Annotated in this window: 10 protein-coding genes and 1 pseudogene; 6 read left to right on the top strand and 5 right to left on the bottom strand. The window is 47.9% G+C overall.

Features of this window, described 5'->3' with window-relative positions; all coding sequences use genetic code 11:
• Positions 1 to 79: 79 nt before the first annotated feature.
• Together pepE and dcuC are read left to right on the top strand one after the other, a co-directional pair.
• Positions 80 to 790: pseudogene (pepE, locus tag Q0200_RS00040) on the top strand (dipeptidase PepE).
• 265 nt (positions 791 to 1,055) lie between these two features.
• Entirely contained in the window at positions 1,056 to 2,474 is a 1,419-nt protein-coding gene (gene dcuC, locus Q0200_RS00050) for a C4-dicarboxylate transporter DcuC (RefSeq protein WP_297936393.1), read from the top strand.
• A 179-nt stretch (positions 2,475 to 2,653) separates the two neighbouring features.
• On the opposite strand, the gene Q0200_RS00055 is transcribed toward dcuC, so the two are convergent.
• Both Q0200_RS00055 and pepT read right to left on the bottom strand, forming a co-directional pair.
• Entirely contained in the window at positions 2,654 to 3,130 is a 477-nt protein-coding gene (locus Q0200_RS00055; protein ID WP_366118004.1) for a tetratricopeptide repeat protein, read from the bottom strand.
• 179 nt (positions 3,131 to 3,309) lie between these two features.
• Positions 3,310 to 4,545, bottom strand: coding sequence for a peptidase T (pepT, locus tag Q0200_RS00060; protein ID WP_297936396.1), 1,236 nt, complete (start codon positions 4,543 to 4,545; stop codon positions 3,310 to 3,312).
• A gap of 136 nt (positions 4,546 to 4,681) precedes the next feature.
• Here pepT and Q0200_RS00065 point away from each other — a divergent pair, with 136 nt between their 5' ends.
• Positions 4,682 to 5,392, top strand: coding sequence for a DUF6882 domain-containing protein (locus Q0200_RS00065; protein ID WP_297936398.1), 711 nt, complete (start codon positions 4,682 to 4,684; stop codon positions 5,390 to 5,392).
• A gap of 50 nt (positions 5,393 to 5,442) precedes the next feature.
• Here Q0200_RS00065 and Q0200_RS00070 read toward each other — a convergent pair whose 3' ends face one another.
• From Q0200_RS00070 to Q0200_RS00080, 3 genes are all read right to left on the bottom strand, one after another.
• A complete protein-coding gene (locus Q0200_RS00070) occupies positions 5,443 to 6,813 on the bottom strand; it encodes a cation:dicarboxylase symporter family transporter (protein WP_297936400.1) in 1,371 nt (456 codons plus the stop codon).
• Positions 6,814 to 6,929: 116 nt separating this feature from the next.
• Positions 6,930 to 7,424, bottom strand: a complete 495-nt coding sequence (locus Q0200_RS00075) for a peptidylprolyl isomerase (protein ID WP_297936402.1) — start codon at positions 7,422 to 7,424, stop codon at positions 6,930 to 6,932.
• Between the two features lie 14 nt (positions 7,425 to 7,438).
• Positions 7,439 to 8,146: a YebC/PmpR family DNA-binding transcriptional regulator gene (locus Q0200_RS00080; RefSeq protein WP_002953058.1), complete on the bottom strand. Its 708-nt coding sequence runs from the start codon at positions 8,144 to 8,146 to the stop codon at positions 7,439 to 7,441.
• A gap of 116 nt (positions 8,147 to 8,262) precedes the next feature.
• Between Q0200_RS00080 and Q0200_RS00085 the strand changes: the two genes are divergently transcribed.
• From Q0200_RS00085 to Q0200_RS00095, 3 genes are read left to right on the top strand one after another with little or no spacing between them, the layout of a single operon-like run.
• Entirely contained in the window at positions 8,263 to 8,817 is a 555-nt protein-coding gene (locus Q0200_RS00085; RefSeq protein ID WP_297936404.1) for a GNAT family N-acetyltransferase, read from the top strand.
• On the top strand, positions 8,814 to 9,017 hold the full coding sequence (locus tag Q0200_RS00090) for a heavy-metal-associated domain-containing protein (protein WP_297936406.1): 204 nt from the start codon (positions 8,814 to 8,816) through the stop codon (positions 9,015 to 9,017). The genes Q0200_RS00085 and Q0200_RS00090 overlap by 4 nt, the downstream gene beginning before the upstream one ends.
• On the top strand, positions 9,017 to 11,176 hold the full coding sequence (locus tag Q0200_RS00095; protein ID WP_297936408.1) for a cation-translocating P-type ATPase: 2,160 nt from the start codon (positions 9,017 to 9,019) through the stop codon (positions 11,174 to 11,176). The genes Q0200_RS00090 and Q0200_RS00095 overlap by 1 nt, the downstream gene beginning before the upstream one ends.
• Positions 11,177 to 11,267: the final 91 nt, after the last annotated feature.

Below are 11,267 nucleotides of genomic sequence, written 5' to 3' on the forward strand. Positions count from 1 at the left end.
TTTTTTATATTATCTTTATATTTTAAATTACGTTTTTTGATTTTGAGGGAAATAAAATTTGAAAATTTAGGAGGACTTTATGAAGGAGGCTTTGCTTTTAAGCAGTTCGAGTTACAAGGATACGGGCTATCTTAGGCATTGTAAAAACTGGATATACGACTTTTTAAAAGAGTGCGAGGTTTGGGACGAGCAGGTGCTTTTTATCCCGTACGCCGGAGTTCGCCGCACAAACGACGAATACGAGCAAAAAGTCATCGACTGCCTGGAATACAAAAATATCGCCTCTATACATAAATTTAGCGATCCAAAACGCGCCGTAGCCGAAGCTAAAGCTATTTGTATCGGCGGCGGAAACACATTTGTGCTGCTTTACTATCTTTATAAATTTGATTTAGTCGAAGCTATCAGGCAAAGAGTGGAGGCCGGGGTGCCATATTTTGGTTGGAGTGCGGGCGCAAACGTTGCCGGAAGCACGATGATGACGACAAACGACATGCCTATCATCATGCCAAAAAGCTTTGATGCGTTAAATATCTTCCCGCATCAGATAAATCCGCATTTTATCAGCGGCAAGATCGCTGGACATAACGGCGAAAGCAGGGAGGAGAGGCTGGAGTAGTTTTTGATAGTAAATCAAAAAAGCCTGATCTACGCGCTACCTGAAGGTACGGCTCTAAGGATAAAGGGTGAAAACGCAACCGTGATGGGCATGGAAAACAGCCCGGTTTTAAAAATGGCGTACCAAAAAGAAACCGAGCTCATAAAGGTTGGAGACAGCTTTAAAATTTAGCCGTTTGAGCCCATGCTAAAATTTAAGAGCGGGCTAAAATCGGCAAAAGCGTTCTTTAAAATAGTAGTTACGATTCGGCGAAATTTGACGAAAACTCAAATTTGAGGCGCGGTTTTTTAGAGGCCCGCAAATTTTAGATAAACGTTCATCGACGAATTTAAACGAAAAGATTAAATTTGACTCAAATTTAGCTCGCAAAACCCAAGCGGTGCAAATTTGATCTAAATTTGAAATAAGTATAAAACACAAAACGAAAGGGGACAAAATGGCTACTGCTAAGCTAATCTGTGCGGTCATAGGCTTGATCGCCGTCGTGTTTTTATTGGTCAAAAAAAGAGAGACCAAAACCGTGCTCATCGGCGTAGGACTCGTACTCTGCGTCATCTGCCTAAATCCGCTCGGAGCGCTTGAGAGCTTTACGAAGTCGATGACCTCTGCCGGCCTTATCAAGGCGATTTGCGCCAGCATGGGCTTTGCTTACGTTATGAAGGTGACTAAGTGCGACCAGCACCTGGTTTTGCTACTTACCAAGCCGATGAAAAATATCGGATTTTTGCTGATTCCGGCTACCTTCGTGCTGACTTATTTTATCAATATCGCGATACCGTCGGCTGCGGGCTGCTCGGCTGCGGTCGGAGCTACGATGATACCGCTTTTGATGGCCTCTGGCGTACGACCTGCGATGGCTGGAGCTGCTGTGTTTGCCGGTACGTTTGGCGGCGTGCTAAGCCCTGGCTCGGCGCACAATATCTTCGTAACCGACATGGTTAAAAAAACAAATGAAGCCTACACCGTCCAAGACGTCATCGGCGTGCAGTTTCCAAACGCCGTAGCCGCCGGTATCGTCGTTTTGATCGTGATTAGCTTGACGGCTATTATTTTTAAAGATTATCAAAAAGGACAGGATTTTTCGCCTAAATCTACAAGCAACGCGGGCGAAGCGACGCAGACTAAGGTAAATTTACTCTTTGCTCTAGCGCCTCTCATCCCGCTAGTTATCCTAGTCGTCGGTGCGGTAATAAGTAGCTATGCTAGGGATTTTTTCTTGACGAATTTGAATAGTATCGTAGCGGTACTGGGCGATCCGCGGGGCGTTAGTGTCGAGAAATTTTTCGGCGATCATTACGGCCTTTTTGTGGCGATTAAGTATTTTAGCTGGACGAAGATGGGCGTGGCCGAGGCTATGATCCTTGGCGCTATCATCGCGGTTTTCATTACGTGGACGAGCCCGGAGAAGATCACCAAAGAGTTTTTTAACGGTATGGGTAGCGCATACGCCGAGGTTATTGGTATCATCATCGCCGCGGGCGTTTTCGTCGCGGGTCTAAAGGCGTGCGGCGCGATCGACGCGGTCACCGAGTGGCTAAAACACTCTCAAGAGTTCGTGCGCTACGGCGGTACTTTCGTGCCGTATCTTATGGGTACGGTTACGGGCTCTGGGGATGCGGCTACTATGGCGTTTAACCAAGCTATCACCGTGCATGCCGCAGATCTTGGCTTCGCGCAAGATAAACTAGGCATGGCCGCTGCGATCTCTGGCGCGCTAGGCCGCTCGTCGTCTCCTATCGCGGGTGCTGCGATCGTGTGCGCCGGTCTTGCTATGGTTAGCCCGGTCGAGATAGCTAAGCGAACGGCTCCGGCGATGGCGATAGCCGTGTGCGTTATAGCGTTTTTTATGCTCTAAATTTACGGAGCTAAATTTGATAAAGTCGGCGCTTTGCCGACTTTTTACGCGGAGGGCGTTTGTCGCCCTTTTTTAAATCTCTAAATTTTAGAAAATTAGTTAAATTTAATCCTTACGCGCCTCGTATCTCGCAGGTAGGTACTTTTTCTATCAAATTTACCGAGCAAAGGCGGTGAATGTTATTTTTGAGTAAATTCTTTATATCGGTCGCAGGCTAGCTCGGGCTCCATTTCGCACGCTTTTTTGAGGTATTTTTTGGCTGCATTTGCGTCCTCTTTGACGCCTCGTCTCTTCGCGTATAGGTTGCCTAGATTGTAGCATCCGCCGCCGTTGCCCATGTCGCAGGCTTTGGCGTAAAATTCGCTAGCCTTTGCGTAGTCTTGCTTCACGCCGCGTCCGTTTGCGTAGGCAAAGCCCAAATTTGAGCAGCCGGCGCCGTTACCTAACTTGCAAGCCTTTGAGTAGAGCTCGGCCGCCTTTTTATAGTCCTGCGCGGCTCCTTCCCTAGCGTTGTCGTACAAGACTCCAAGCTCGTAGCAGCTTGCGCCCTTTCCACCGTCGCACTCCTTTTGCAGCGCGTCTAGATCGGCGCCGTTTAATAAGGCTGAAGCCGCGATTAGCGGTAAAAGTATCTTTTTTATTAAATTTGCTCCTATTTAAAATCACTCTTTGCATTTTACGCAAAGCGAGCTTAAATTCGGGCGAGCGGGTTAAATTTGACGAAAATTTGGGCTAGCGCCGTAAAGGGACGAGTCTCGGTAGCGTAAACCGGCGATAAAGGGATGGCGGCGACTTGCAAATTTGAGAGCGAAGGCGCCCTCAAATTTGACCCGGTTTATTTCTCTGCTATGATTTTTACGATCTCGCAGATGACGTTGCTGGCCGCTCGTAGCGATTTTACCGGCAGGTACTCGTAGATGGAGTGAAAGTTGTGCGCGCCGGTAAAGAGATTCGGACACGGTACGCCTTTTTCCGAGATGACCGCGCCGTCGTATCCGCCTCGCATTGGGATCACTTTTGGCTCGATATTTAGGCGTGCGTAGGCTTGCTTTGCTGCGACGACGGGTAGGCTGTTTTCTCCGCCTTCGAGGTAGTTAAATACGTTTTTGTAGCGGTCTTTTAGACTGATCTGCACCCTGTGCGCGCCGTAAATTTTAGCAAACGAGTCGGCAAGATCTTGCAAAAACGCCATACGCTGCGCGTATTTTGCCTCGTTAAATTCGCGAACGTCAAGCTTTAGCACGGTCTTTGCGCTGTTGCCAGACAGCTCCTTGACCCAGTAGTAGCCCTCGACGCCGTCCGTGTACTCAGGCGCTTCGCCGCCGGGTAGCATCGAGATAAATTTGTGCGCGAGCAACAATGAATTTACGAGCTTGCCCTTGGCGTTCATCGGGTGCGCGGACTGCCCGACGAAGGTCACGACCGCGTCGCCGGCGTTCCAGTTTTGGTAAATCAGCTCGCCTATGCCGCAGCAATCAAGACAGTAGGCAAAGTCAGCCTTGATCTCCGAGACGTCAAGCGCCTTGGCCCCGCGCAGGCCTTGCTCCTCGTCGGGTAAAAAGCCAAACGTCACGTCGCCGTGCTCGATTTGTGGGTTTTGTATGAAAAACTGCGCGGCGTTTACGATGGCGGCGATCGCGGCCTTGTCGTCCGCGCCTAGCAGGCTGGTGCCATCTGTCACGATGAGATCGTCTCCGACGTAGCTGGCAAGCTCTGGAAATTCGCTAAGTTTGAGTGTTATGTCTAGCTCTTTATTTAGCGTGACGTCGCCGCCCTCGTAGCGTACGATTTGCGCTTTCGTATCGTTTTTTTGCTCCGCGCTCGTATCAAGGTGCGCGAAAAACGCCACGGACGGCAGCTTTTTAGCGGAATTTGACGGCAAAACGGCCGTGGTTATGGCATTTTCTCGTCTTTTTATATTTTGCAAGCCAAGCTCCTTTAGCTCGCTTTCTATCAGCTTTGCTAGATCGTGCTCGGTTGGGTTTGACGGCATCACGCCCGCCGCGCCCGCTTCGCGGTTTGTCGTTGTGTTGATCTTCGTATAGCGTAAAAATCTCTCGACTATATCCATGTTCGCTCCTAAATTTGAGATAAAATTTATGAAATTATACTATCTTTTAATTAAGCTTAAAATAAAATTTTAATATTTTTTGGCAAGTTTAAAATTTAATCGGTATAATTCGCAAACTAATTTTAAAGGAGCAAAAATGCGAAATTTACGCTACGTAGGCGACTTTTCGGACTTTCATCAGGTGTTTTCGGCGACGCTGGGCAAGATGGCGACCGTGCAAAACAGATTTGCGGATATTGTCGGCAACCTCGACTGGAACGTGGATTTTGATCGCTGCGAGATAACTTTCGGCGATCAAATTTACAAGATACAGTTTATCGGCAGCGAGTCAAACTTGAGCGACACGTGGCTATGGGGGCACGCGAACGTAAATAACTTCGGCGAGGAGGCGACGCGGTTTTCGGCGGAGGTGTTGCGCGCGGGGACGGAGTGGGGCTTGCAGGCTTTTAGCGAACCGAGCTTTGAGCTAGATGAAACCTTTAACGGCCATACGCTTTGCATAGCCGCGTGCGGAGCAGTGGGCGAAAATTTATGCTACTACGGCTGCAGGCACGATAAGGGCTGCGCGTTTGTAGCGATCACTGACGCGCCGACCTCGCTTTTTGAGCCTCTTGGCGCGCACGAGTTTATTAAAATCGCAAGCGGCTGCATACAAAATCACGACGTAGATCATAAAATTTTTATCAAAAGCTTTTTGGAATTTAACGGAGTCAAATTTGATGAAAACGTCGAAAAGGGTGGATTTTTTAAGAAAGCCAAAGACGAAATCGTAGCCAAATTTAGCAAAGAGCTTTTGATCAAATTTGACGACAAGGGTAGGATTTCGGGATTTAAATACGAATTTTAATTTAGGTAGTTTTGTGTGAGGCGATGAGCTAAAAGCCCACCGCCTTAAATTTACGAATGGAAGTGAAATTCGTCCGGATGATCGAGCGCGTAGCGGAATTTCTCTATATCTACTTTTTTATCCCAGATCGAGATGATTAGGCAGCCTACGGCGTTACCGCAGAGGTTTCCGACCGCGCGCATCTCGGACATAAATTTATCCACGCCGAGCAGCACCGCAACCGTAACGACCGGGATACCTGCGCTAGGAAGCGCGGCAAGCGTACCGGCAAGTATGATAAATCCAGAGCCCGTGACACCGACCGCACCCTTGCTCGTTACCATCAAGATGACGAGAATTTGTATCAAATGCTCGACGGTTAGCGGGATACCGAAGGCTTGAGCGAGAAAAATAACGCTAAGCGATAGGTAGATGTTCGTGCAGTCTAGGTTAAACGAGTATCCAGTCGGTATAATGAGACCAACCGCGCCTCTGTGGATACCTGCGGCTTCTAGCTTTTGCATGAGCGGAGCTAGCGCGGTCTCTGAGGAGCTAGTCGCAAATACGATCAAAACTTCTTTTGCGATGAAGCGCATAAATTTAAAGATATTGACCTTTGCAAAATAGCAAATTATACCCAGAACGACGAATATAAAAAATAAGCTCGCAAAAGCCATAACGAAAAGCAACTCAAGCATACCCAAAAGCGAGTTAATGCCGAATTTACCGATCAAATACGCCATCGCCGAAAACGCCGCGACGGGGCTAAATAGCATCAAAATCGTAAGTAGTTTTAGTACCCAGTGCTGAATTATCTCAAGCGGTTTTAGGATTTTGCTTTTATGATCGTGTTTCAAAAAAGATATAATAACCGCCGTTACGATCGCCATAAATAGCACTTGCAGCGTATTTGACTTGCTAAAAGGATCAAGCAGATGTACGTAAGGGAAAATGCCGTCTACCGGCACCGCACCGCGCAAAATATGAAGCGTATGGGCTATGAGTCCGCTATTTGCGTCTATGCTCGAGGCTTGGCTCGTAAATTTCTCCACGCTAGAGGCGTCAAGCTGCGTGTAGTCAAGGTGCATATCATGACCCGGTTTTAGCGTCTCGCCAAAGATTATTCCCACGGCAAGGGCTAAGGTGCTCACGACCTCAAAGTAGATAAATCCTTTAAGTCCGATAGAGCCCAATTCCTTCATACTCTCAAGTCCGATGATACCTGAGACGATCGTGAGGAAAATGATCGGTCCGATGAGGGCTTTTAAGGCTTTGATAAAGTAGTCGATGCCCGGCTTGCTCGCGATGCCTAGATCAGGGAAGATCATGCCGACCGCGATGCCCGCAACGATGCCGAAAACCACCCAAAACGCGAGGTTGGTAAACATTCTAATAAGAAAAGGTTTTTGCGGTTTTGCCGCATTTGAAACGCTTGGGTTCAAGAGGTGTCCTTTAAAAATTATTAAAAAGCTATTTTAACAAATTAATTTATATAAAAAGATAAAAATTGCGGCGATTTTGGTCAAATTTTAACCTCCGCCGCAAATTTCATCAAATTTTACAAACTCTCTAAAATTTCGATCGAGTTTATCTTATCGCCTTGCCTAACGCTATCTAGCGTCTTTAGGCTGGGCTCGTCCACGATCTGGCCAAACACCGTATGCACGCCGTCAAGGTGCGGCTGCGCGCTGTGGCAGACGAAAAATTGACTGCCGCCCGTATCGCGTCCGGCGTGCGCCATAGATAGAGTTCCGCGTTTATGCTTGTGTTTTTGGCCTATGCACTCGCATTTGATGCGCCAGCCCGGCCCTCCGATGCCCGTACCGTGCGGGCAGCCGCCCTGGATCACGAAATTTGGGATCACGCGGTGGAAATTTAATCCGTCGTAAAAGCCGCTTTTAGCAAGAGTGGCAAAATTCGTTACCGCTTGCGGCGCTTCGTCGCCGTAGAGCTCAAGCTTCATATCGCCTTTTTCGGTGTGGATAACGGCAAATTTGAGCTTAGCAAGCTCGGCTGCGTCGATGTCGTAGATTTTTAGTTCGTCGTTTCTCATTTTGTTCCTTAAATTTATTCTATATTTGTATAAACCGCTTGCACGTCGTCGTCGTCTTCGAGCTTATCGAGTAGTTTTTCTAGTTCGTTCATTTGCTCCTCGTCTAGACTTACGGGCGAATTTGCGATGTACTGCAGGCTTGCTTTTTTAGCCTCTAGGCCCAGCTTTTCGATACCTTCGCTAAGTGTGCCAAAGCTTGCGTAATCGCCGTAGATATAAAGCACGCCGTCTTCCTCCTCGATCTCGGTTAGACCGAAGTCGATAAGCTCTAGCTCGATCTCGTCAAGCTCTTTTGCCGGCATATCAAGCTCAAAAACGCTCTTTCTCGTAAACATGAAATTTAGGCTTCCGCTAGGCAAAATTTCGCCGCCGTTTTTGCTAAATATCGCCTTGACGTTAGCAACCGTGCGAGTAGGGTTATCAGTAGCGCACTCGACGATGATCTGCACGCCGTGCGCGCCCTTGCCGTCGTAAAAGATAGTCTTGATATCCGCGCTATCCTTGCCGCTGGCGCGTTTTATAGCCGCGTCGATGTTATCTTTTGGCATATTTTGCGCCTTGGCCGCTGCTATCGCGGCGCGAAGTTTCGGGTTCATATCGGGCTCGGTGCCGCCCTCTTTAGCCGCTACTGTTATGGCTTTGGCGAGTTTTGGAAAAACCTTACTCATCTTGTCCCAGCGCGCTTCCTTCGCGGCGCGCCTATATTCAAACGCTCGTCCCATTTTGTTCCTTTAAAAATTTTTGCCCAATTATATCTAAAAAAATTTTGCATTTTTTTAAAACGCGAGATTTTGAGCGTATTAGCAAAAAATTTAGCTTTAAGTCCTATAATCCTCCTATGATTTTAAATGCCCAAAAAGACGACGCCGCGCGCTGCATAGAGCTGTTAAATTTAGCCATGGAGGATATCGCTTTTACGCTTAGCGGCGTGAGCGACCCTGTTAAGAGCGATGAAATTTTGTATAAATTTTTTAGAAGCGAGGTAAACCGCCTAAGCTATAACAACGTTTTTGTTTTCAAATTTGACGGCGAGATCGCTGGGGTGATTTGCGCTTACGACGGAGGCGAGATTGAAACGCTAGATGGGCCCATTAGGACGCATTTGCAGATGCTTGGCTCAAACGAATTTCCGCAGACGGAGTGCTTCGCGGACGAGCTATATATCGATAGTCTTGCCGTGGACGAGAGATTTCGCGGACGAGGCATCGCAAAAGAGCTGATCAAATTTATCTTTACCCTGGCACCGAAACGAAATATCAAAAAAGTAGCTCTCATCGTCGATGAAAAAAAGCCTAAAACCATGGCTTTTTACGAGCGTTTGGGCTTTGAGCCCGACTGCGAAATGATCATAAATTCTCACAAATACCACCATATGATAAAGGAGATAAAATGACTAAATTTAAGGTTGCTAATATCCACTGCGAAAACTGCGCAAACACCATAAAAAACGCTCTTGGCGATGAATACGGCGAGATAAAGGTCGATCTTAGCGTAGAGCCAAGAGTCGTGAGCGTAAATTTAGAAGGCAAGGACGAGGCGAAATTTAAAGAGGAGCTAGATGATTTGGGATTTAGCGTCATAGAGAAAATTTGATGCAAAATATCAAACTAAACATCGCAGGCATGACCTGCGTAAACTGCTCAAACGCCATCGAGCGCGTGACGAAAAAGATCGCGGGCGTACTAGACGCGAAGGTTAGCTTCGCAAACGGCTCGGGTGAATTTATCATAGAAAGCGCCGAAGTACAAGCCGCGATAGAGGAAAAAATAAAAAAACTAGGCTACGGCGTGGCAAAGGATTTGGCGGAATTTGAAGCCAAACGCGAGAAGCATATCTTAAATTTACGCCGAAATTTCCTAGCCGCCGCAGCTTTTAGTGCGGTGATCATGGCGCTTGAGATGAGCGAGCAGCCAAGCACGGCAAAATCGGCTATCATGCTGGCGCTTGCCTTTATCACGATAGCTACGTGCGGGCGGGATTTTTTCATCCATGCTTACGGCGCGCTAAAAAATAAAAATTTCGACATGAACGTACTCGTCGCGCTGGGAACAAGTACGGCGTTTGCGTACTCGCTGGGCGTTTTTATCGCGGGCGATCGCTTGCCTGAAAACATGCGCCACCTCTACGTCTCGGGTGCAGCCATGATAACGGCTTTCGTGCTGCTTGGTAAATTTTTAGAAGAGCGCTCAAAAGCTCGCGCGGGCGATTATATAAAATCGCTCATGGATATGTCGCCAAAAACCGCTCTCGTACTACAAAAAGACGGTAGCGCGCTGGAAGTCGATGCCGCGAGCCTAAAAATAGGCGACATCGCGGTCGTAAAGAGCGGCTACGCGGTGCCTTGCGACGGAGTAGTGATAAACGGCGGCGCAGAGATCGATACCTCGATGCTAACGGGCGAGAGCCTCCCTGTCTACAAGAAACAAGGCGACGAGGTCAATGCCGGAACGATAAATTTAAACGGCTACATCAACGTAAAGGTTACAAAGCTCGCTAGCCAGACGCTTTTGTCGCAAATTTTAGAGCTTTTAAGCGACGCGTCGAGCAAAAAGATGCCTATCAGCCGCTTTGCCGACCGCGTGGCAAATATCTTCGTGCCTAGCGTGATAGCTATCGCCGTCGTTACGTTTTTTGCGTGGTTTGCGCTTACGGGAAATGCGCTGCAAGGCGTGCTAAGCGCGGTTTGCGTGCTCATTATCTCGTGTCCTTGCGCGCTGGGGCTTGCCACCCCAATAGCTATCGTCTCCTCGCTATCTCTAGGCGCTAAAAACGGAATCCTCATCAAAAATCCCGAGGTTTTAGAGGTGCTTGGCAGCGTGAAATACGCGGTATTTGACAAAACCGGAACGCTAACCAAGGGCGAAATTTCAGTAAATTTTACCGATATAAACGATGAAAATTTAGCCAAAATCGCCGCGCTAGAGGCTAAAAGCTCGCATCCGATATCTGCTGCGATCGTTAGATACGCAAACGAGCTCGGGCTTAAAATTTTAGGCGATGAAAAGGGCTTTGAAAACATCGCCGGACGCGGCGTAAAGAGCGAGGACGGCAGCGTAATAGCGGGCAACGAGGCCTTTTTAAGCGAGCTTGGCGTAGAGATAAACGCGCAGGCTAAAGAGCAAATCGCCAAAGCGCAAAACGAAGGAAACGGCGTAGTACTCGCGGCCGTGGATAAAATTTACGTTGGATTTATCGCGCTTAGCGACAGGGTAAAGGACGACGCCGTGCAGGCTATTCAAAGCCTAAAGGACATCGGTATAACGCCCGTAATGCTAACCGGAGATAACGCCTTCACCGCAAAAAACGTGGCTGGCAAGCTAGGCGTAGAGAAGGTCTTTGCCGGCATGCTACCTAATGAAAAATTTGAAACCATAAAACGCCTGCAAGAAGAGGGTGCGGTGCTATTTGTGGGCGATGGTATCAACGATGCCGCACCGCTAAAACAAGCAAATGCCGGTATCGCGATGAGTAGCGGCGCAGACATCGCAAAAGAGGCCGGCGACGTAGTGCTAGTAAAAAACGATCTAAAAAGCGCGGTATCTACGATAAATTTGGCCAACGAGACGATGAAAACGGTAAAGCAAAATTTGTTTTGGGCGTTTGTTTATAACGCTGTTTGCATCCCCGTCGCGGCCGGAGTTCTAGCGCCGTTAGGACTCATGCTAACGCCTGTTTACGGTGCTGCTGCGATGTGCTTTAGCTCGGTCACGGTCGTGTTAAATTCGATCAGATTACGATTTAAGCAAATCTAAAATTTAGCCTAAATTTTGTAAAATCCCGCAAAAAACAAAAAAGGAAAATGATGAATTTAGGTAAATTTTACGCCGTGATTGCAAGGATATT

The organism is uncultured Campylobacter sp. (assembly GCF_938045225.1).
Classification (GTDB): Bacteria; Campylobacterota; Campylobacteria; order Campylobacterales; family Campylobacteraceae; genus Campylobacter_A.

Bases quoted from the DNA above. Each gene is read 5' to 3' on its own strand.
- dcuC (WP_297936393.1), top strand. From the start codon at position 1,056: ATGGCTACTGCTAAGCTAATCTGTGCGGTCATAGGCTTGATCGCCGTC.
- pepT (WP_297936396.1), bottom strand. From the start codon at position 4,545: ATGGATATAGTCGAGAGATTTTTACGCTATACGAAGATCAACACAACG.
- Q0200_RS00065 (WP_297936398.1), top strand. From the start codon at position 4,682: ATGCGAAATTTACGCTACGTAGGCGACTTTTCGGACTTTCATCAGGTG.
- Q0200_RS00075 (WP_297936402.1), bottom strand. From the start codon at position 7,424: ATGAGAAACGACGAACTAAAAATCTACGACATCGACGCAGCCGAGCTT.
- Q0200_RS00080 (WP_002953058.1), bottom strand. From the start codon at position 8,146: ATGGGACGAGCGTTTGAATATAGGCGCGCCGCGAAGGAAGCGCGCTGG.
- Q0200_RS00085 (WP_297936404.1), top strand. From the start codon at position 8,263: ATGATTTTAAATGCCCAAAAAGACGACGCCGCGCGCTGCATAGAGCTG.
- Q0200_RS00090 (WP_297936406.1), top strand. From the start codon at position 8,814: ATGACTAAATTTAAGGTTGCTAATATCCACTGCGAAAACTGCGCAAAC.
- Q0200_RS00095 (WP_297936408.1), top strand. From the start codon at position 9,017: ATGCAAAATATCAAACTAAACATCGCAGGCATGACCTGCGTAAACTGC.